General features: G+C 55.8%; 15 protein-coding genes and 1 pseudogene. 4 read left to right on the top strand and 12 right to left on the bottom strand.

The window, feature by feature from the left end:
* Positions 1–214 precede the first annotated feature (214 nt).
* Entirely contained in the window at positions 215–1,543 is a 1,329-nt protein-coding gene (gene argA / locus PW844_RS28960; RefSeq protein WP_299460223.1) for an amino-acid N-acetyltransferase, read from the top strand.
* Between the two features lie 43 nt (positions 1,544–1,586).
* On the opposite strand, the gene recD is transcribed toward argA, so the two are convergent.
* The 12 genes and pseudogenes from recD to rppH form a co-directional block, all read right to left on the bottom strand.
* A complete protein-coding gene (gene recD, locus PW844_RS28955; RefSeq protein ID WP_299460220.1) occupies positions 1,587–3,416 on the bottom strand; it encodes an exodeoxyribonuclease V subunit alpha in 1,830 nt (609 codons plus the stop codon).
* Positions 3,413–6,952, bottom strand: a complete 3,540-nt coding sequence (gene recB, locus PW844_RS28950) for an exodeoxyribonuclease V subunit beta (RefSeq protein ID WP_299460216.1) — start codon at positions 6,950–6,952, stop codon at positions 3,413–3,415. The genes recD and recB overlap by 4 nt, the downstream gene beginning before the upstream one ends.
* Entirely contained in the window at positions 6,949–9,846 is a 2,898-nt protein-coding gene (ptrA, locus tag PW844_RS28945; protein WP_299460213.1) for a pitrilysin, read from the bottom strand. The genes recB and ptrA overlap by 4 nt, the downstream gene beginning before the upstream one ends.
* Positions 9,847–9,952: 106 nt before the next feature.
* Positions 9,953–13,334: pseudogene (recC, locus tag PW844_RS28940) on the bottom strand (exodeoxyribonuclease V subunit gamma).
* An 82-nt stretch (positions 13,335–13,416) separates the two neighbouring features.
* Positions 13,417–13,680: a prepilin-type N-terminal cleavage/methylation domain-containing protein gene (locus PW844_RS28935; protein ID WP_299460210.1), complete on the bottom strand. Its 264-nt coding sequence runs from the start codon at positions 13,678–13,680 to the stop codon at positions 13,417–13,419.
* On the bottom strand, positions 13,607–14,116 hold the full coding sequence (locus tag PW844_RS28930; protein ID WP_367187774.1) for a DUF2509 family protein: 510 nt from the start codon (positions 14,114–14,116) through the stop codon (positions 13,607–13,609). The genes PW844_RS28935 and PW844_RS28930 overlap by 74 nt, the downstream gene beginning before the upstream one ends.
* On the bottom strand, positions 14,113–14,652 hold the full coding sequence (locus PW844_RS28925; RefSeq protein WP_299460207.1) for a prepilin peptidase-dependent protein: 540 nt from the start codon (positions 14,650–14,652) through the stop codon (positions 14,113–14,115). Before PW844_RS28925 ends, PW844_RS28930 begins: the two co-directional genes overlap by 4 nt.
* Entirely contained in the window at positions 14,643–15,113 is a 471-nt protein-coding gene (locus PW844_RS28920; RefSeq protein ID WP_299460204.1) for a prepilin-type N-terminal cleavage/methylation domain-containing protein, read from the bottom strand. The genes PW844_RS28925 and PW844_RS28920 overlap by 10 nt, the downstream gene beginning before the upstream one ends.
* Before the next feature lie 180 nt (positions 15,114–15,293).
* Positions 15,294–16,088: a thymidylate synthase gene (thyA, locus tag PW844_RS28915; RefSeq protein ID WP_299460201.1), complete on the bottom strand. Its 795-nt coding sequence runs from the start codon at positions 16,086–16,088 to the stop codon at positions 15,294–15,296.
* Positions 16,085–16,966 carry a prolipoprotein diacylglyceryl transferase gene (lgt, locus tag PW844_RS28910; RefSeq protein WP_084876511.1) on the bottom strand — a complete coding sequence of 294 codons (882 nt, stop codon included), beginning with the start codon at positions 16,964–16,966 and terminating at the stop codon, positions 16,085–16,087. The genes thyA and lgt overlap by 4 nt, the downstream gene beginning before the upstream one ends.
* Before the next feature lie 111 nt (positions 16,967–17,077).
* The gene (gene ptsP, locus PW844_RS28905) at positions 17,078–19,324 is read right to left on the bottom strand and encodes a phosphoenolpyruvate--protein phosphotransferase (protein ID WP_299460192.1); all 2,247 of its coding nucleotides are present in this window, start codon (positions 19,322–19,324) and stop codon (positions 17,078–17,080) included.
* 12 nt (positions 19,325–19,336) lie between these two features.
* Positions 19,337–19,864 (bottom strand): RNA pyrophosphohydrolase, encoded by a 528-nt coding sequence (gene rppH / locus PW844_RS28900; protein WP_208716303.1) that lies wholly within the window; start codon positions 19,862–19,864, stop codon positions 19,337–19,339.
* Positions 19,865–20,548: 684 nt separating this feature from the next.
* On the opposite strand from rppH, the gene mutH reads away from it, so the two are divergent.
* From mutH to PW844_RS28885, 3 genes are all read left to right on the top strand, one after another.
* A complete protein-coding gene (mutH, locus tag PW844_RS28895) occupies positions 20,549–21,235 on the top strand; it encodes a DNA mismatch repair endonuclease MutH (protein WP_299460184.1) in 687 nt (228 codons plus the stop codon).
* Positions 21,236–21,406: 171 nt separating this feature from the next.
* Positions 21,407–22,117 (top strand): TerC family protein, encoded by a 711-nt coding sequence (locus PW844_RS28890; protein ID WP_299460180.1) that lies wholly within the window; start codon positions 21,407–21,409, stop codon positions 22,115–22,117.
* Between the two features lie 117 nt (positions 22,118–22,234).
* Positions 22,235–22,453, top strand: coding sequence for a YgdI/YgdR family lipoprotein (locus PW844_RS28885; protein ID WP_084876516.1), 219 nt, complete (start codon positions 22,235–22,237; stop codon positions 22,451–22,453).
* The last annotated feature ends 13 nt before the right edge of the window (positions 22,454–22,466 follow it).

Genomic DNA, 22,466 nt, shown 5'->3' with positions numbered 1-22,466 from the left:
TAATGTCTAAAATATCGCCAGTTAAGTAAAAGAAGATGAAAACTTTATCCCGTCCATGGAGCCTTTTCACTTCGGAAAAGCCAGATAATGCAGGCTGTTAGCGCAGGTTGCATCAGGAAAATCGTAAAGTAACGTCAGGTCTGGCGCTTGCATTACGCCGCGATAAAGCATAAAAATACAAAAATTTCGAATAATCATTCACAGAGGGTTTGCCGTGAAGGAACGTAGTACCGAACTGGTTCAGGGTTTTCGCCACACCGTTCCCTATATAAATGCCCACCGTGGCAAGACCTTTGTCATCATGTTGGGTGGTGAGGCCATTGAACATGAAAACTTCTCCAGCATCGTTAACGATATCGGCTTGCTGCATAGCCTGGGCATTCGTCTGGTGGTGGTGTACGGCGCCCGCCCACAGATTGACGCCAGCATGGCGCAGCAGCAGCTGGAACCGATTTATCATAAATACACACGGGTGACCGATGCCCAATCGCTGGAGCTGGTGAAGCAAGCGGCGGGCCGTTTGCAGCTGGATATCACTGCGCGACTTTCAATGAGCCTCAACAACACGCCGTTGCAGGGCGCGCATATTAATGTGGTCAGCGGCAACTTCATCATTGCCCAGCCGCTGGGCGTGGATGACGGTGTGGATTACTGCCACAGCGGGCGCATTCGTCGTATCGATGAAGAAGCGATTCACCGCCAGTTGGATAACGGTGCCATTGTGTTGCTGGGTCCGGTTGCGGTTTCCGTGACGGGCGAAAGCTTTAACCTGACGTCAGAAGAGGTCGCCACACAACTGGCGATCAAACTCAAAGCGGAAAAAATGATTGGCTTCTGCTCCGAACAGGGCGTGACCAACCGCGATGGCGATATTATTTCCGAGCTGTTCCCTAACGATGCCCAGGCGCGTATCGATGAAATGGAAAATGACGGCGATTTTCTCTCCGCGGCGGTGCGTTTTCTGCGTGGCGCGGTGAAAGCCTGCCGTAGCGGCGTGCGTCGCAGCCATTTGATCAGCTATCAGGAAGACGGTGCGCTGTTGCAGGAGTTGTTCTCACGCGACGGTATCGGTACGCAGATCGTGATGGAATCCGCCGAACAGATTCGCCGTGCCACCATTAATGATATCGGTGGCATTCTCGAACTGATTCGTCCGCTGGAGCAACAGGGAATTCTGGTACGCCGTTCACGCGAGCAGCTGGAGATGGAGATCGACAAGTTCACCATTATCGAACGCGACAACCTGACCATTGCCTGCGCGGCACTGTATCCCTTCCCGGACGAGCAGATTGGTGAAATGGCCTGCGTGGCAGTGCACCCCGATTATCGCAGTTCATCGCGCGGCGAAGCGCTGCTGCAACGTGTGGCTTTACAGGCCCGACAGATGGGCCTGAAGAAGCTGTTCGTGCTCACCACGCGCAGCATTCACTGGTTTCAGGAACGTGGCTTTACACCGGTGGATATTGAGTCGCTGCCGGAAAGTAAGAAGAAGATGTACAACTATCAGCGTCGTTCTAAGGTGCTGATGGCCGATTTGCGTTAGCCTAGCAACCGCCCCTATCGTAGCGGCGCGATTTATCGCGCCGCTACAACCTCTCCAGCAATCCGCTGCGGCGCTGGGTGCGCAACTGCACTGCACGCCGGAACACGCTATCATCGCTGTATAACGTCAGCTGCTGCCGGGCGCGGGTAATGGCGGTATAAATCAGTTCACGCGTCAACACCGGTAAAAATTGCGCAGGCATCACCAGCGCGGTGTGATCAAATTCCGAACCCTGTGATTTATGCACCGTCATCGCCCAGGCGGTATCATGTGCCGGCAAGCGACTGGGTTGCACCGCTTTGATAGTGCCATCCGGTAACGGAAAGAACACCTTCAGTACCTCTTCCTCGTCGGGTAACGTGATACCGATGTCGCCATTAAACAAACCCAGCGCGCTGTCGTTGCGCGTCACCATCACCGGTCGTCCCTGATACCAACGGCTGCCGCCCGTCGGACGACGGATCAACTGCAACTGAATCAGTTTTTGTTCAATGCGCTGATTAAGTCCCTGCACACCAAACGGCCCTTCACGTAATGCGCAGAGCAGCTGATAGCGGCCAAAAGCATGGATAATATCGACGGGATCAGCCCGCCCGGCCACCAGCTGCAGATAAGGCCGATAGCCCTCCGCTACCTGCGCCAGCATTGCCTGATAGGCCTGCGTGTCGCTAAGCGGCTGGCGGGTAATATCGCTAAAACCTGCGCCAAACACGCGCTCAACGTCCGCCACATCACCCTCGTTCACCGCTGCCGCCAGCTTGCCAATGCCTGATTGAGCATCAAAGCGATAGCTTTTGCGCAGCAGACAGATGGCGTCCCGCACCAGCGGCGCTTCCGCGTCTTCCCTGCCCGGCACTTCGCAGCCGGTGAGCAGGCTAAGCTGAGTTGCCCGTTCCGGGCTATAACCGGCTTCGGCACAGCGACAGATATCCCCCAGCACCGCTCCCGCTTCGACCGATGCCAGCTGATCGCGATCGCCGAGAAAGATCACCCGCGCCTGCGGCGGCAAGGCAGCGATCAGATTCGCCATCATGCCGAGATCGACCATTGAGGCTTCATCCACCACCAGCACATCCAGATGCAACGGGTTACCCGCGTGATAGCGCAGGCGCTGCGTCTCCGGCTGGGCACCCAGCAGGCGATGCAGGGTGGTGGCTTCAGCCGGAAAAGCTTGCCGCTCCGTATCGCTAACCGGGAGCTGTCGCAGCGCTTTGCCCAATGACTCCGTCAGGCGCGCGGCCGCTTTCCCGGTCGGCGCGGCCAGCTGAATACGTAGCGAACCGTCACTCAGACGAATCAGCGCAGCCAGCAGTTTCGCAACAGTCGTGGTTTTGCCGGTGCCGGGACCGCCGGAAATCACCGCAGTTTTTTGTGTCAGCGCCACCGCAGCGGCAATCTTTTGCCAGTCATCTGGCTGTACGCCAAACAGCTGGTCCAGCACCTGGCGTATCGCCTCGGGGGCAAATTGCTGTGGCGCGGCATCAGCACGAAAAAAGCGTGCCACCTGGCCTTCGTTTTGCCACAGCCGATGCAGATAAAGCCGCTGCTGCGCCAGCACGACAGGGGTGGCTTGCGCGCTATCGCTTAGTGCGGACCAGCCCTGAAATACCGCCAGCCAGTCCTGCGGCTCAGCGGCCGCCTGCCAGATGGCCTGCGCCAGCTCAGGATGGCGACCATTAAATAATTCATCACGCGTCAGTTGCGTCAGCGGCAGACAAACGTGCCCTTCTCCCGCTTCGGCACTGAGACATGCCGCGGCCAGCAGACGCGCAGGCTGGCTATCATCAGCCACCAGACAAGCAAACTGGATATCAAGCGGACGCAGTAAACGCAGTTCCATCGCCTGAGTCAGCAATGCGGTCATGCTACTCATGATGTCACTCCCTGCCCGCGAAACAGGCTATCCAGTTGTGCAATAAACTCGCCGGATGGCTTGGTGTGAAACACACCATTGTCAGGCGAGCTGCCATCCATACCACGTAAAAACAGATAGAACACCCCACCAAAATGCTGCTCATAATCGTAATCAGTCAGCCGATGGCGCAGATAACGGTGCAGCGCAAGGCTATACAACTGGTACTGTAAATCGTAGCGGTGGTCGATCATCGCCTGAGCCATCGCCTGCGGCGTATAGGCGGTATGGCTATCACCCAGCCAGTTGGATTTGTAATCCAGCAGATAATATTTACCCTGCCAACGGAACACCAAATCGATAAAGCCCTTCAGCATGCCTTGCACCTGACGAAAATCGAGGACCGGGGCATGCTGCGATAACCCATCATGGCTGCGCACCAGTGCATCCATTTCTTCAGCGCGCAGCAGGCCATTAATCGGCAGATAAAACGCCATCTCGACCAGGCGATGTTGTGGCTGAATACCCGCCAGATGAATCCCCTCAGCATTAAGCGGCGTACTCACAACCCTGGCAATCCAGTCACTGAGCATCGGCTGCCAGTGCGGCGGATAACCCTTCTGTTGCAGATGCTGCAACAGCAGTTCTTCGCTGGGTGGCTGGGTAAAATCCAGCGACTCAAACAGTTCATGCAGGAAAGTACCAGGCGCCGCGCCGCGTGGGAAATGGTGTGGCGTTAGAGCGGAAGGTTGTGGCTCGCCCGGTTCGTCTGCTGCCGCGTCCACATCAAACCCCGGCATCACTTCCAGCAAACGGCTGCTGCCGTGCTGTTGTAAACCGGAGTAGCTGGTCACGCGCCAGGGATCGGCCAGCGCACGTGTCACTTCACGCGCATTTAACGTCGTCTCACTGACGGCCTGAGATTGCCAGCGCGTCGCATCAGCATCACCGGCAGACACCACCTCAGTTGCTGCATCATTCATTTCTGCCAACAGTGCAGCCAGTTGCTCCGCCGTCGCGGCCTCACCGCGTTGCAGCAGAAAACCAAGCGCACTTTTATGCAGATCGCTTGCGCCCTCTTTCTTACGCGTGCCGCGAAACAGCGGCGCCACGCCAACGCTACAGTGATAAACCGAACGCGTCAGCGCCACATACAACAGACGCAAATCTTCCGCCAGACGCTCCTGCTCGGCTAACTCCAGGCTAGCCTCATCGTTTTGTAAATCCAGCACCGCACCAAAGCTTTCCCGGTCGTGATACAACGCGGTATCGGCCTCACGGAAACCGGCGGCAAAAGGCAGCCATACCAGCGGATACTGTAAGCCTTTCGATTTATGGATAGTGACAATCTGCACCAGATGACGATCGCTTTCCAGACGCAGCTGCTGGCTGGCCGCCTGGCTATCAGGACGGGCAATCTGCTGCGCCAGATGGCGTACCAGCGCATGTGGGCTGTCGAGCTGGGATGCAGCCTCCTGCAACAACTCGCCCAGATGCAACAAATCGGTCAGACGGCGCTCACCGTTTTCCGAAGCCAGCAGATTTTCCGCCAGCTGCCGCTCCTGCATCATTTCGCGCAGCATCGGCAGCACACCACGTTGCTGCCACAGCAGTTGCCAGCGTGCAAAAGTGTCAACCAGTTGATCCCAACCGCGCGCATCCTGATCGAGTGCATCCAGTTGCGCCGCATCAAAAGCAAACAGTGACGTTGCCAGCGCAGTACGCAGCATCCGCTCCTGCTCCGGTGCCAGCACCGCCTGCAACAACCACAGCAACTCGCGCGCTTCCGGGGTGGTATAGACGCTGTCGCGATTCGACAGGTACACCGATGGAATCGCCAGTTGGTTCAGCGCTTCGCGAATCAGGTTCGCCTCGTTACGGCTGCGCACCAGCACGGTGAGGTCCGAAGCCTGTACCGGGCGCAATGCCGGGGCTTTCCCCAGCAACGCACGCTGTTCATGACCCGCCTGCAACCAGCGGCTGATATCCGCCGCACACTGCTGCGCCATCAGTTGCTGGTAATCACCCACGCTGCACCCCTCACCGGGTTGCAGCCAGAAGCGTAATGCGGCCTGCGGTTGCTGATCGAGATTCAGCGTCAATGCCTGATTTGGTTTAGCAAAGTGCACCGGCAAAAACGGAATATCGGCAAATAAAAAGGGCGCATCGAGGCGGCTAAAAAGCCGGTTTACGCTTTCGACCATTGGCGGTGATGAGCGCCAGTTGGTATCGAGGGTATAGTGGGCACTCACATCATTACGGGCACGTATATAGGTAAAAATATCCGCGCCACGGAACGCGTAAATCGCCTGTTTGGGATCGCCAATCAGCAACAATGCATGCTCTGGCTGGTTAACGTAGAGCGTGCTGAAAATACGATATTGCAGTGGATCGGTGTCCTGAAACTCATCAATCAGCGCCACCGGAAAGCGCTGACGAATCGCCTGTGCCAGCTGCGGGCCCGCGGGCTGTTGCAGGGCTTCATCCAGTCGGCTCAGCAGGTCATCAAAACCCAGCAGCGCGTGCAGCCGTTTTTCTTTCCGCACCGCGCTGCGCACTTCAGTCAGCGCCCTGGCAATCACCAGATCGCGCAGAGAAATCGGCTGCGCCAGAAACTGGTCAATCGCGACAAATAATGCATGCTGGGGAGCGTCACCTTTTTTGGTCTTCTCAAGCAACACCTGCTGACCAAAACGCGCCAGTTCCGCTGGCACCTGATAATCATGGGTATCGCTTTGCGCCCACAGCGAAACTTTGCTGACCCAAAGCGGCAGATTTTTGCTGCTGTAGCTGCGCTTATCGACCCCGGACTCGCCAATCAGGTTAATGACTTCTTCACCCACTGCCGCCCAGCACGCTTTGATGTCAGAAATACGCGCCAGGTTTTGCGCATGGCGTGCCGACAGCGTTTCGTCAGGTGCCGGGGGAGACTGCAATGTTGGGGTCTCGCCCTGTAGCCAAGGGCGTAAGGTTGTCAGCAGCTGCTCCGGGCCGCTCCATTCCGCCACGATGGCTCGCGCCACATCCAGCGTCAGCGGATAGCAGTGGCGTCGCCAGAAATCTGCCGTTGCCTGTTTCAGCAACAGCTGTTCATCCTCGATCAGCTGCTGTTCAAACAACATGCCGGATTCAAACGCATTAAGGTTGAGCATGCGCTGGCAAAAGCCGTGAATGGTGAAAATCGCCGCTTCGTCCATCTGCCGCTCTGCCGCCAGCAGCAGAGAAGCCGCCTCGGCCGGTTGTGGCATTTCCTGTAGCAATTGCGCCAGCATCGGGTTGTTGCTGTGCCCGCGAATGCAGGCCAGCCGCAATTCGTGGATATTCGCCCGGATACGACCACGCAGCTCGGCAGTAGCCGCTTCGGTGAAGGTCACCACAAGAATCTCTTCAACCGAGAGCGGACGGGTATAAGCCCGCTCTCCCCCTAACCCAAGCAGCAAGCGCAGATAAAGCAGGCCGATGGTAAAGGTTTTTCCGGTCCCTGCTGAGGCTTCAATCAGCCGCTCGCCACGCAATGGCAGCGTCAGCGGATTGAGCGATTCAGGCAGTAAACTCATTTGTCATCACTCTTCACTGGCAGCGACTGCTGCAACTGCGAAACTTCCTGCCAGGTGGTCCAGTCAGGCAACTGGGCATAATCGTCTTTCACCGTGCCATCATGGCTGCCGCCAATCTGTGAAATCATCGCCATGCCCTGTTGTGCCAGCACTCCCTGATGGAAGAAATCAGCCAGGCCGGAAGGAGTCAGCTGTTTGATCTGTTCAATCACGTTTTCACGGGTATCAAAGGCAAAGTTCTGTCGATTGAAATCACGGTTGTAGCGATTGGCCTCTTCATCCAGCGTCTGCGGACGCTGTTGCAGATCGTTGATCATTGCCTGTTGATACTGGGCAAACTCTTCCGGTTTCATATCACGCAGGCGTTGTTCGGCCTGTGGATAGAAGGCCTGGAAGCGCTGCAACAGGTAAGCCGGTTGCTTGCTGTTGCTTTGCAGCAGGAAACCGATGCCCCACTGACGTCCCACCGGCATCTGGAAGGCAAACACCGCATAACCCAGCTGCTCCACCGTGCGCAGCTGGTTATAGAACCACGGTTGCACAATCTGGCTGAGCATGGAGCTGCTCGCCATGCTCTGGTATTCGCTGTAACCAAGCGGCACATAGAGCGCAGCCAGTGCCGAATCGGTGCTGCTGCCCGCTTTTTGCAGGTTGGCTTTGACCGGCTTATCAATCGCCACATAGTTGCTGTGCCAGTAGGAATGACCGTCACTCTGCAACTGCTGCTTCAGATCTTCGCCCAGCTGTTTGACCCGATCAGCAGAGAGATTCCCGACCACGATCATTTCTGGCGTGGCGTGGTGAATCAGCGCATCCCGATAGTCGGTTACCTGCTGCAGAGTGATATCTTTCACCAGCTTACGACGCTCCTCACGCTGGGTATAAGGAAGCTGCGACAGCATCTGCATCGGCTGAATCGCCAGCTCAAACGCTTTGCCTTTATCAGCCGATTCCAGTTGGTCAAGATACCAGGACTTCGCCTGTTCCAGTTGCTGCTGGGTTGGCGTGAAGGTGGCGTAACCTTCCACCAGCTTTTTCAGCAACTCTGGCAGACGCTGGGTGAAACCGCTGGCGTTAAACTCCAGACCATCGTTTTCACCGGTAGAGAAGCTGATCCCCCCGACTGATGCCTGCGAGTTCAGCTGATCCAGCGCCAGGCTGGAGAGATAATCATTCAGGCCAAATAACACCTGATGCTGTGCATCACTGATCGCCGCTTTATTTCGCAACGCCAGGGTGATCGCCGCTTTGGGTTCACTGGCGTAGTACTGACTTGGCATCCAGAAAATACGCATGCTGTCGCCAGTGGTTAGCGCAACGGGATGGGTGTAGGTTTTGCCATCGGACGGCATGATAGAGAAGTCCGATGGGATATAAGGGTTCAGGGTGGGTAATGACAGCTGAATCGCACTGGCGCGCTGCTTCCAGTCACTGAACTGCGCATCGCTGATTTTATCGACCTGGTAAGGCGCATTAACAAAGTAGGCTTCTTTGTTATGCGGCTCCTGCGGGCTGATATACCAGATACGGGCATTCTGCAGCGTCATCTCCGCCAGACGCGCCTTGATGGCGGCCGGATCATAGTCATCGGCCAGATACGGGGCATCCAGCGCATGCTCAATCGGCACCCGTAGCATGGTATCAACCAGCCATTCGATGTAATCCATGTCGCGGGTGATGGAGGGATAACGGAAATCCAGCGCCAGCACATGGGAAACTTCATCAAAATAGCCTTTATCGATGCCTTTGCTACGCAGCATATCGAGATAGCTAAATATTGCTGCCACCACCTCATCACGCTGTGCCAGACCTTTGTCGGTCAGCGAGACGGTAATGGCAAACACGCCGCTGGTGCGTTCGGTCATCGGGTCAGCACCGGCATTGACACCGTCCGCCAGCCCTTGCCGTTGCAGCCAGTCATTCAGGGTGTTTTTGCTGCGATTCCCCAGCACGTAGCTTATCAGCGTGTCGGTCTTACTGCGGAAACGGTCACTGTTATTAGCAATCCGGAACTCTACTTTCAGCTGCTTCCGCGGCTGGGCGGGCACGTAGTGAATGATGATACCTTTCTGCGCATCGGTCACCACCGGTACACTGATATCCGGCACGCTGGCCTGGTGATTCGCTACGCGACCAAAGGTTTTTGCGGCGATATCCGCCATCTCCGGCAGCGGTTTGTTGCTGTAAATCACCGCTTTCATCAGGTTGGCCGAGTAGTGGCTATGGTAGAAATCAAGCAACGCCTGATGCAGCTGGCTGCCAGGTTTGTCCTTCAGCGTATCAAGATTTCCGCCGGAAAAACGCGCACCGGGATGTGCCGGGTTGAGGGTTTCTGCGCCCACCTGAGCCATACGCAGGCCATCGCGCGAGCGAGCCATCGTCAGCTCGGCATTGACCGCGTGGCGCTCACGATCGGCATTGACCGGATCGAGTAACGGCTCGGCAATGGCATCCGCCAGACGATCCACCGCCGGTTGCAACGCATCGTTCTCCACTTCGAGATAGAACGCCGTGCGATAGGACGCGGTACTGGCGTTATGGCTGCCACCGTGTTTTTTCAGGAATTCTGCGAGATTATCCGGCTGGGGATAAAGTTTCGATCCCATCAGCACCATATGTTCGAGATAGTGCGCCAGGCCCAACTGCTGACCAGGATCGTCCAGCGATCCAATCGGCAATGTCAGTGCTGCCAGTGACTTAGGCGCGGCGGGATCGGAGACCAGCAGGACGGTCATACCGTTTGTCAGCGTTATCGCCTGATAGGCGCGTGGATCGTGATCGCTTTTACGAATGGTTTCATTGACTGGCTGCCAGCCGCGCTGCTCGTCAGCCACGGCAGTCAAAGCCGTGACGCTCAGCAGCAGCGCCGCTATCCAGCGTGCGTAAATCCGCATTTAAACCCCTTACGTTACCCTTTACCGCTGGCTGTGCACCCGGCGGTCAAAAAAATGACTTTTTATTATGGTGAGGACGACATCCTGTAGCATCGTCACCCAATTGCTATTCATCATCGTGATGCGCGAGACGCACCGGCAAATACCAGCGCCGGGCAGCATCAGTGATTGCCTGAAGTGCCGTGTCATCAAGCACACGACTCAGGCGCTGCAGGTAAGGATCACTGCCCTCACCTTCCAGCTGAAAACCACCCTGCCAGGCCTGTATCAGCCGGCCGCGTGCTTTTTTCTGCGTAACCTCGTCATCCAATAGCTGACGGGTTTTCGCATCAAAACTCGCTTCCAGCCAGGCTCCACCAGATTTGTTCAGCAGCATAAGCGGCTGTGCCAATCCGGCCCGATACCCGGCCATATACTCCTGCAACAGGCTCAGCGCCTGCTCTTTGCCAATCGCGCTAAAACGCCAGCGACTTTGTTTACGACCATACATACGGCTTTCACCGCTGCCACCCAGGGCACAATAAACCAGATGCTCCAGCCACAGCAGTAAGCCATCATTCATATTGAGCACACCGGGACGCCAGCGCAGCAGTCCATCAGCTTGCACCTGAGTTAGCCAGCCGGTCAACTGCACATCGCCCAACGGCAGATCCACCTCCCAGCTTTCCGCTGCCTGGCGCTGTCCACTGACTTCAGCCGCAACTTCCTGCATCTCTTCGGTCTGGCTTTGCCAGAAAAGTTCCCCAAATGCGCCATAAGGAAGATTTCCTGCTGCGCGATGGCGGGCATACAGCTGCGCCGGATCCTCACCTGCCACCAGGGTATTCAGTAACTGCGCGTTGATCTGATAGCGTTCAAGGCTGTCGGGAGAGAATGGTTCGCTGTCAGGCAATTCACTCTCTTCCATCCAGAAAGCCACGCCCAGACGCTGTTGAAACCAGGCGCGTACCGGATGACGCCAGAAACGCAGCAATTGTTCCAGCGACACTGTGGTCAACGGCATCGCAGCCAGCGGCTGGACGAAGTCCGGTTGTGCCTCTCCCCGCCCGGCAGCAGCAGGCAACCACTCTGCGGCAAAACTTTGCCCATAGCTGCCCGGCTGGAAATTTTCTGCGGCAAACGGCATCCGGCTATGCAAGCGTTTGTAAATGTCCACGTACCCGCTGCTCGCTGATATCCGGTTCAGACCCTTCATCCCCCGGCAGACAGAAACTCTGGCCAAGATAATCAACCAGTTCCGTCACCAGCACCGATGGATAACGCTCGGTATTGTCCTGAATGGCACGCCCGATATAGCTGATATACAACTGTTCCTGGGCCGAAATCAGCGCTTCGAGGAACAGATAGCGGTCATCGTCTCGTCGGCTGCGATCTCCTTTGCGCATTTGTTGCTGCATCAGGTCAAAGCCCAGTGGTGCCAGCGTGCGCGGATAGACACCGTCGTTCATGCCCAGCAGGCATACCACTTTGAAGGGTATTGAACGCATGGGCATCAGCGTACAGAAATTAACCGGCCCGGCAAGAAAACGCTGGCTGATACGTTGCTGGTCGAGACGTGAACGCAGTTCATCGCGCAGTAACGTGACCGGAATCGGCTGGGCATACGCCGCCTGCATGCCTTGCTCAATAATCTGCTTCCACTGGTTTTCCACCAGCATCAACGCCGCTTCACTTTCGCTATCGCCACTAAAGAAGCTATCCATTAATTCACGGCATAGCGGCAGCCAGTCGTTAAGGGGTCGTTCCTGTGCCAGCCGTGCGCGCCAGGCCTCCAGCCGTGAAAGCAACTCCGCCAGATGGCCCGCCAGCTCGGCAATCAATCCGGTGGATTCGTCATAAGGCAGAATCCCCTGCCAGTCACCGTTACGGCTTTCCAGTGCGTAACCCAGAAGCATGCGTTGCAAACCAAAATGCCAGGTGTGCTGGCCGGTGACCGGCAGTGCCAGTGCCTCGACGCTGGCATCATCCAGCCCCCAGCGAATCCCGGACTCCATCACCCAGCGACGCAGCAGGCGTAAGCCGCTTTCATCTACTGAGCAGCGCTGCGCCAGCGCCGGGACTTCCAGCAACGCCAGCACCTCTTCCGAAGCAAAACGGCTTTCCGGTAACGACAACAAACTCAACAACGCCAGAATTGCCGGGTGTGCCTGACTGGCCCTGCGGTCAGAGATGGCAAACGGCAGATAGCGGGATGAGGGGGCGCTGGCGAACGCCGCCTGGATAAAAGGCGCGTAACTGTCGATATCTGCCACCATCACGATGATATCGCGCGGTTTCAGTTGCGGATCGGCCTCCATCAGGGCTAATAAATGATCCTGTAGCACTTCGACTTCGCGCTGCGCGCTGTGGCAAACCTGAATCGTCAGCGAGCGATCCTGTGGATCCAGCAGGCGTTTGCCCTGGCTACCTGCCAGCTCTCCGGCACTCACACCAATCACCGCATTATCTTCCAGGTTGAGTAAATCAGCCTGCAACGCATGTAGCAGATTATCGGGAGGGATATCGACAAAGGCATCAATATCGTTAGCGGCAGATTCCATCTGGCTGAGCAGAAACAGGTTATCGCGCCCCAGCTTGCCCCACGAAGCCAGCAGCGGATTGGTTAACTGTTGCTCACCAGATTCATTAAACAGCGCGGACGCTGCCGCAGGATCACGAAACAGGGGTTGCTGTTCATCGGAATGAATACGGCGACGCTTGCGGCTCTGGAGTTTAGCCAAAAACGCATAATCCTGAATGTCCCCCCAGTAATCACGGCAGGGATTGGTGAACAACAGATGAATATCGATATGGCGACCCAGCGCTTCCAGGGCCTGTAAATACACGGGCGGGAGCGCAGAGATGCCGCAGATAAACACCCGTTGCGGTAGACCTGGCGGTGGGCTGCTGGCCTGCTCCAGCGTCTGGATAAAGCGGGCATATAAATTGGCACGATGCCACAATGGCTGGCCGAGGCTGGCAGTAAAACTGACCAGATCACACCATAACGCCGCCTGCCACTGCTGCGACTCCCCTAAGCCTTCGATCAACTCACCACGTTCCCAGCTGTTAAGCCAGTCAGCGCGATACACCAGATACTGGTCAAACAGGTCGGCGACACGGGCACTGAGTTGATACAACTTGCGCTTATCCGCATCGTCATGCAGGTAGTGACGCAGCGACTGAAAGGCGTCCTGCTCCAGCAACGTGGGCAGACGATGCATCAATTTCCAGCTCATGCTGGCTTTGGTAAAGGCGCTTTCCTTTGGAATATCCGGCAGCACCTGTACAAACATGTTCCAGATAAAGGTCGCGGGCAGCGGGAAATCAATGTTCGCCGCAATGCCAAAACTGTGCGCCAGTTCCATCTGTAACCATTGCGCCATACCGGGGCTTTGTACCAGCACCTGCTCAGCAGCAAGTGGATCGGTAAGCGGTTGGTTTTCAATCAGAATTCCAGCCAGATTTTTAAGCAGGTCAAGCTGATTGGAGTGGTAAACCCGGAACATGAAGTCTCCCATAGAAAAGTAAAACTGCGCAGCCTGGTCACTCTACCCTGTATCGCCTGGGATGCCTACCGCAAGGACGCAATCAGGGAAAAGGACAATTCAGCCGCACCAGTGAAGCCTCGCGCTGTTGCGGGCTGCTAACCGTCACCCGTTCCAGTATGCAGCTGCCTGGCTGAGGTTGCTGCTGGCGCTGAATTCGCCAGCCTGCAACTTCGCGACCAAGCAACGCCTGACCTGCAACCTGCCATACCTGACGCTGCTGCCATTGCTGGCTAAAACCCAGCGCCAGCGCCCGATGATAATGCAGCAGCGCGCTGATGCTCATCGCCAGCAGCAGCATCGCCACCAGAGTTTCCGCCAGGCTGAATCCTTGCTGCTGCCTGACACAACGCGGCGTCCGCCAGCGGGCAGTAATCAATCCAGCCATGCGCCCGGAACCTGATTTGATTTCCCTGTAACGAGACCCAATGCCAGAGCGCCAGCTCGCGCCCGGTACCACTTCCCTGTAATAACCCACGGTCGTCCTCCATGCGTAGCAGACAGCTGCGCCACTGCTCCGTCACCCACCACTGGCATTGCCAGCCCGGCGTCTGCGGCCAATGCTGTACTTTGCCCCATTGCAACGCCCCGGCAGCCCGCCAGAAATCCTGGTGATGCTGCTGTTCATCAGCGACCAGAACCATATCCTGCGCCAGTCGGGTACGGGTGGCATGTAAGGTTAGCCCGCCCATCAATAGCACCATCAGCACCATACCCAGAGTGCTATTACCCGCCTGTTTCACAGGTTTTCTCCCATCACCCAGCTCTCCAGTGCCACCGATTGCTTACCCGCTTTGCCCGTCAGTTGTACGATCAGACGCTCTGCCTGGCGCTCGACTCTGAAGTGGGTAACGGTCAGAAATTCAGGATCGGTTAAACGTTCCCAGCCCGCGCTGTTGCATTCATCGACACCACGCTGCATCTCGACCTGGCCGCTGCGTAAGCGATAGCCATAGAAATCGCTATCGCTATGGCCGACACCTTCCCAGCGACCATTACTGTTTTCATCCCAGCGCAGCAGGATACAGCTGCCGTTTTCACTTAACGTGAGCGCCGGACCGCTGCACTCGCCGTTGCAGTAACCCGCGCGGCGCAGCGCCTTTTGCAGCGTTTGCGTGATTTGCTGTAGCTCCTGCTGCAACTGGACTCGCTGCTGTAAACCCAGATTTTCCGCCAGCAGCAGCGGCAAAAACCGTCCCACGCTGAGCATCAGTACCGCCCCAACCGCCATCGCAATCAGCATTTCCAGCAGGCTGAACCCCGCCTGCCTTATTCGCATCCCTTCTCTCCCGCCGGACAGGCACGAATGCGCGCGCGGGCTGAGATAATCACCCGCCAGCGCCCGGCGCTGCTTTCAATATCAATACTGCCTGCCCGTGCCACATCGCGACGACCATAAAACCCTGGTTCGCCGGTGATACTGACGAGACGCACGCCCGTATGTGGTGGTGTAAAGATCCAGCGTGATGCTGACAGGCATCCGTCCACCGGATGCGTTCCGCTGCCGATACAACCAGGATCACCGGATTGCAGCCACAGGCTGGCATCCGTGTTATGCCAGCTGGCATAGGCACGCAGCCGCAGCAAAAAGCCCTGGAGTTGCAGTACGCTTTCCCGTAACTGCTGATGCTGCTGCCAGCGTTGCCAGCCCTGTAAAGTACCGAGGCTAAGCACGCCGGCGATCACCATCACCAGTAATAACTCCGGCAGGGTAAAACCGTTTTCATCGTTTCTGTTCATGGCCATCAGGCTGCGCTGAAGGCCTTAACGGCTCAAGCAGGAAAGCAGCATTCTGGAAAAGCGGGCGCAGGAAAAGAGAGGGAGATGGCAGAGAAATACAGGATTTTGCGAGGCGTATTCCAGAGGATGAAACAAAAAAGCCCTGCACTCAGGCAGGGCTTTTGGCAAATATTCTCAGGTTTAAATCGCGACTGGCGCTTTGATCGCCGGATGCGGATCGTAACCTTCAATCTCGAAATCTTCGAACTGATAATCAAAGATCGAGGCTGGCTTACGCTTGATAACCAGCTTCGGCAGCGGACGCGGTTCGCGGGTCAGTTGCAGGCGCGCCTGTTCCAGGTGGTTGCTGTACAGATGGGTATCGCCACCGGTCCAGACAAAATCGCCCACCTCAAGGTCACACTGCTGCGCCACCATATGCACCAGCAACGCATAGCTGGCGATGTTGAATGGCAGACCCAGGAAGATGTCGCATGAGCGCTGATACAGCTGGCATGAAAGCTTGCCATTCGCCACGTAGAACTGGAAGAACGCGTGGCACGGAGCCAGCGCCATCTTATCCAGTTCACCCACATTCCACGCCGAAACGATGATGCGGCGCGAATCCGGGTCGCGTTTCAGTTGCTCAATCACGCGGGAAATCTGGTCAATCTCTTCACCGCTGGCGCAGCCCCAGCTACGCCATTGTTTGCCGTAGACCGGGCCAAGATCACCGTTTTCATCCGCCCATTCATCCCAGATGGTGACGTTATTGTCTTTCAGGTAACCAATGTTGGTTTCACCTTTCAGGAACCACAACAATTCATGGATGATGGAGCGCAGGTGGCATTTCTTGGTGGTCACCAGCGGAAAACCATCCTGCAAATTGAAACGCATCTGGTGGCCAAAAATGGAGAGCGTGCCAGTGCCGGTACGGTCGGCCTTTTCTGCGCCTTCATTCAGCACATGTTGCATCAGATCCAGATACTGTTTCATTTTACCTCTCGCGGTTGTTGCTGTGGGTGACGACGATACGCCCAAATCATCATAATCACGCCAGCCAGAATCATTGGAGTCGAGAGAATCTGCCCCATACTGATACCGCCGTCGAACAGACCCAGCTGTGCGTCCGGCTGACGGAAGAATTCAACAATAATACGGAATGCGCCGTAGCCAATCAGGAACAGTCCCGACACGCTGCCCATCGGGCGTGGCTTGCGGATAAACAGGTTGAGGATGATGAACAGCACCACCCCTTCCAGCATCAGTTCATACAGCTGCGACGGATGACGCGGCAGTACACCGTAGGTATTCAGCAGGGATTGATACTGCGGGTTAGTGGCCGCCAGCGCCACGTCTTCGCTGCGCGAACCCGGGAACAGCATGGCGAATTTAAAATCAGGTGCCACACGGCCCCACAGTTCACCATTGATAAAGTTACCGAGACGACCCGCACCGAGGCCAAATGGGATCAGCGGTGCAATAAAATCAGAGACCTGGAAGAAAGTACGTTTGGTACGACGGGCAAAGATCAGCATAACCACGATCACGCCCATCAGACCGCCGTGGAACGACATCCCGCCATCCCAGACTTTGAACAGATACAGCGGATTCTCAAGGAACAACGGCAGGTTGTAGAACAACACATAACCGATGCGGCCACCGAGGAATACGCCGAGGAAACCCGCATACAACAGGTTTTCCACTTCCTCTTTTTTCCAGCCGCTGCCTGGCTTGTTGGCACGACGCACCGCCAGCCACATAGCGAATATAAAGCCCACCAGATACATCAAACCGTACCAGTGGAGCGAAATCGGCCCGACGGAGAAAATCACCGGGTCAAATTGGGGAAAAGCGATATAGCCGTTAGTCATCTTTCACCATGGAATTTTCTGCCCTGAAAACGGTGTGGCCAGGGGCAATGCAATAAAGGCTGCGCATAATAGCACAGCGGTGTTTTCATAAATGCCGCAGAAATGTAAACCTTAGCGACCACCGCGAATCAATCCACCCAAGCCGCGTCGCTCCATAAAAGCGGATACCTGATGGCGGACTTCCGAAGCGGTGTGGGCCGCCACGACCTGCTCGCTCAGCTTCTGCGTTTCTTCTTTGTCGAGATGACGCAGCAGATATTTCACGCGCGGGATATTTTTACCGTTCATACTGAGGTGGCGATAGCCTAGCCCCACCAACAGCGCGACACACATCGGATCGCCAGCCATTTCACCACACAGTCCCAGTTCCAGCTTGGCCTTGTGGGCTTCCTGCGCAATGGTTTGCAACGCGCGCAACATCGCCGGATGCAGCGGATCGTAAAGATTCGCCACACGGGTATTGTTGCGATCCACCGCCAGCAGATACTGGGTCAGATCGTTGGTGCCAACCGAGACAAAATCGACACGATCCGCCAGATGCGGGATCAGAAACAGCATCGACGGTACTTCGATCATCACGCCAATGCGCGGCTTCGGAATGATGTAACCAAGCATCTCTTCCACCTCCCGCCCGGCACGATCAATCAGACGGCGCGCGTCCTCGATCTCATCAATATGGCTGATCATCGGCAGCAAAATGCTGAGATTGCCCGAGGCCGCATTGGCGCGCAGCATAGCGCGCACCTGCACCAGAAAGATTTCCGGCTGGTCGAGGGTTAAGCGGATACCGCGCCAGCCGAGGCAGGGATTCTCCTCACTGATCGGCATATACGGCAGTTGCTTATCCGCGCCGACATCCAGCGTGCGCAGCGTCACCGGCTTGTTGTGGAACAGTTGCAACATGCCCTGATACTGCGCCACTTGCTCCTCTTCCGACGGGAAGCCGTTTTGCAGCATAAAGGGAATTTCGGTGCGGTACAGGCCAATACCATCGACCCAGCTGTCGAGCGCGCGCTCATGCTCCGGGCTGAGACCGGCATTGAGCATCACCTGCACGCGTTCGCCGCTTTTCAGCTCGCCCGGCTGCTCAACCACATCTTCAGCCATTTTGCTCAGCGCGTTTTCTTCGCTGATCAGCCTCTGATATTCCTGCACCAGCACCGGCTCAGGATCGATCAGCAACTCGCCGCGATAACCATCGACAATCAGCAAGCGTTTGTTGAGCTGGGCAGGCAAGATATCTGCACCCATCACCGTCGGGATACCCATAGCACGCGTCAGGATCGCCGCATGGGAGTTGGCCGCGCCGTCGCGCACTACCACGCCTGCCAGCCGCTCGTGAGGCAGTTCGGCTAGCGTGGTTGCGGTGAGCTCATCAGCAACCAGTACAAAACGTTCCGGCCAGGCATTGGTGCCCACCAGGGAATCATCAAGGTGGAACAGCAGACGCTGGCCCAGCACACGCAGATCCCCGGCCCGCTCGCGCAGATATTGATCCTGCAAGCTGGCAAACTGGGCGGCAAACTTCTCGATCACCGTTTTGACTGCCCATTCCGCGACAGATCCGCGTTCGATCTCGGCAAACAGATCTTTTTTCAGGCGCGCGTCAGTCAGCAGGTGCGAATACAAATCGAAGATCGCTGCGCTCTCTTTTTGCACGCTGGCGGTGAAACGTTTACTGAAGCGGCGGAATTCATTGGCGGCTTCGCTCATAGCGACGGCCAGACGGTCGCGTTCACGCTGCACATCCAGCGTTGAAGCAGCGGAAACCTGATCAAGCAGAGGCTGTGTCTCATCGACCCAACCCGGCGCTACCGCCACACCAGGCGAGGCAGCAATAGCTTTTACCCGTGACTGACGGAATTGACCAAAGAGCTGACCCAGCTGCGATTGCGACAACAATGCCGCCATCTGGGTTGCCAGCGTCACCAGAAAAGATTCTTCGCTTTCGTCGAACTGACGATGCTCGCGCTGCTGCACCACCAGCACGCCCAGCAGCTGGCGGCGGCTGATAATGGGCACACCGAGGAAGGAGCGATAGCGCTCCTCTTTCACTGAAGGAATGTATTTGAAGCTGGGGTGGCTCTGCGCATCAGCGAGGTTGATCGGCTCGGCCAGACGGCCAACCAGACCCACAATACCCTCGTCAAATGCCAGCGTGACCGTGCGACCACGCGGTTTTTTCAGCCCGCGTGTTGCCATCAGGTAATAGCAGCGACGATCGTGATCAGCGAGGTAGACCGAGCAAACCTCGGTCTCCATCGCAAGGCAAATTTCGTTTACCAGAAGGTCGAGTGCTTCATTCAGACGCGGCGCACTCGCCACTTTTTCTACTATTTCGCGCAACTGAGTGAGCATAAAGGGCGTGGCCTATCCTCTCTTACGTCGATGGGCTGCGGCATTGCGCGGCCCTGCACTCTCCTGCATAGTCATCACCACGCCAGCGAATTCCTTCATTACGCGACGGTAGACGTCACGTTTGAAGGAGACAACCTGACGCACCGGATACCAGAAGCTGACCCAGCGCCAGCCGTCAAACTCTGGCGTGCTGCTGTGTTGCACATTGATATCCGCGTCACTACTCATCAACTGCAGAAGAAACCACTTTTGTTTCTGGCCGATACACACCGGCTTTGTGTCCCAACGCACCAAACGTTTTGGCAATTTGTAACGTAACCAGTTACGGGTTGAAGCAAGTATTCGAACATCTTTACGGTGCAAACCCACTTCTTCAAACAGTTCGCGATACATCGCCTGTTCTGCGGTTTCACCGGGATTGATGCCTCCCTGGGGAAATTGCCAGGAGTGCTGTCCAAAGCGCCTGGCCCATAACACTTGTCCTTGCCTGTTACAGATTACGATACCAACATTCGGGCGGTAGCCATCATCATCGATCACTGGACTACCTCAAAGCTAAATTTGAATAGCTTGATTGTTTCACACTCCTTACAGGCGGTAAACCACTGGATATCCGGGGTGATGACGGAATAATTACAGGATAACTCACAGAGTTTAGCCAGGTTATGAACAGGGGTGTCGATTTCATGGCGATTTTATTCACCTTTTCTGTGGATAGCTTTGTGCAGAACACGGGAATTAATTGAATAACCGCTTCGGAAAAGTCTTATCACAACAGGACCAGACAATAATAAAATCCAATGTTTTCTTATGGATAAAAGATAATTCCCGGGATTTACAGGCAAAAATATCCGGGACGCATAACCGCCTGCTGGCAAACTGGTCAAAGATCGACCTCCGTTGTTTTTATCCACAGAGAATGTCCTAAACCTGGTCAGAAATGGGAAAAAAAGCCAGCAAATCGCTAAAGTCAAGGCTGTAAATGGAAACAGGGGTTGGTTAAAGCCGGGGTTATCCCATCTTTCTGTGGATAACTGGGTTTAAGATCCTGTTTATTGTCGATAACAAACCGGGATAACCTGCCGTGCCCTTGCCAGCCGTGGATGAGCAGCAAATAAAAAAGCACGCTGAATCATGCTATTATCAGCAAAATAAGTGGCTGCATTTTGTGGACAACCTGCGCACGCCATTACTGCCTATCTTTTAATCAAAATGAGTAAAACCATGAGTTCCCCTGCTTTACTGCCTGAGCCACCAAAAAATGAAGCGGAATTGCTGCAACGCGCCCGGCAGCTGGCGGGGCAAAGCTTTGCTGCTCTGGCTGCGCAGCTGGGTCTGCCCATGCCTGCCAATCTGAAGCGGGATAAAGGCTGGGTGGGGATGCTGCTGGAGATGCACCTCGGTGCCAGCGCAGGCAGTAAAGCGGAGCAGGATTTTGCTCACCTCGGTATCGAGCTGAAAACCATCCCGGTCGATGCACTGGGGAAACCGCTGGAAACCACCTTTGTCTGCGTCGCTCCGCTCACGGGCAACAGCGGCGTCACCTGGGAAACCAGCCATGTGCGCCATAAGCTGGCACGCGTATTGTGGATCCCGGTGGAAGGCGATCGTGCATTGCCGCTGGCGGAGCGGCGCGTTGGATCGCCGCTGCTGTGGCATCCCAGTGCCGAAGAAGAGGAGCAACTGCGCCATGACTGGGAGGAACTGATGGATATGATTGTGCTCGGCCAGGTGGAACGCATCACCGCGCGTCACGGTGCCTGGCTGCAACTTCGCCCGAAAGCCGCCAACAGCAAAGCGCTGACCGAAGCCATTGGCGAGCATGGAGAGCCTATAATGACGCTACCTCGCGGCTTTTATCTCAAGAAGAGTTTCACTGGCCCACTGCTGGCGCGCCATTTTTTGCTGTGAACATGTCGATACACGAAATCATTCGAGGTGCAGCAAGGCGGCAAGTGGGTGAATCCTCAGGAGCTTACATAAGTAAGTGACTGGGGTGAGCACACGCAGCTAACGCAGCTGCAACTTGAATGATGAAGTGTATAATCGCCGTTTACTTTTCGTTTAGGATTGAATGTACACATGTTTGACTGGATTGCTGATCCCAACGCCTGGCTGGCGCTGGGGACATTAACCATTCTGGAAGTGGTTCTGGGCATCGATAACATTATTTTCCTTTCCCTGGTGGTGGCGAAGCTCCCCAAACATCAACAAAATCGCGCGCGCCGTCTGGGTTTGATGGGTGCCATGCTGATGCGCCTCGGGCTACTGGCCTCGATAGCCTGGGTGGTGCGACTGACCAATCCGCTGTTCTCGATCATGGACCACGCCTTCTCCGCGCGTGATTTGATTCTGCTGTTTGGTGGCCTGTTTCTGCTGTGGAAATCCAGTATGGAGATCCACGAAACCATTGAGGGTGGTGAAGAAGAGCATAAAACCAACGTGCATTCGTTCCTTGGTGCCATCGTGCAGATCATGCTGCTGGACATTATTTTCAGCCTCGATTCGGTGATTACTGCCGTGGGTCTGTCGGACCATCTGATTATTATGATGATGGCGGTGGTGATTGCCGTACTGATGATGATGTTCGCGGCGCGGACCATCGGCGAGTTTGTTGACCGTCACCCTTCAGTGAAAATGCTGGCGCTGGCTTTTCTGATTCTGGTCGGCTTTACCCTGATTCTGGAGAGTTTTGGCGTCCATGTACCAAAAGGTTACATTTATTTTGCCATGTTCTTCTCGATGGCAGTGGAATGCCTGAATCTGATGCGCAGCAGGAAAGGCGCGGCCTGAGAAAGTCAAGGGCGAGTCATGCTCGCCCGTTGCTTTTCGGAATGATGTGATTACCCCCAACGCCAAAACCATTTATTACTACACTTTTGCTGTTGAAGTTGTGTAAGGGAGTCGCGAATGAAAGGGTTGGTAAGTGCAATGGGGCTGGTGCTGGCGGCAGTAGTATTGAGTGGCTGCAGCAGTGATTACGTGATGGCGACCAAAGATGGCCGCATGATTATGACGGAAGGCAAACCAGCGATTGATAAAGACACTGGCCTGGTGCAGTACAAAGACGAGCAGGGCCATGAAATGCAAATCAATGGTGATGAGGTCTCTACCATCATTGAGCGTTAAGTGCCAAATTTCA

Source organism: Pantoea sp. (assembly GCF_028283705.1).
Taxonomy (GTDB): Bacteria; Pseudomonadota; Gammaproteobacteria; order Enterobacterales; family Enterobacteriaceae; genus Pantoea.
Note: the sequence above shows the minus strand (reverse complement) of the source record. Positions and strands in the feature narration are given on the sequence as shown.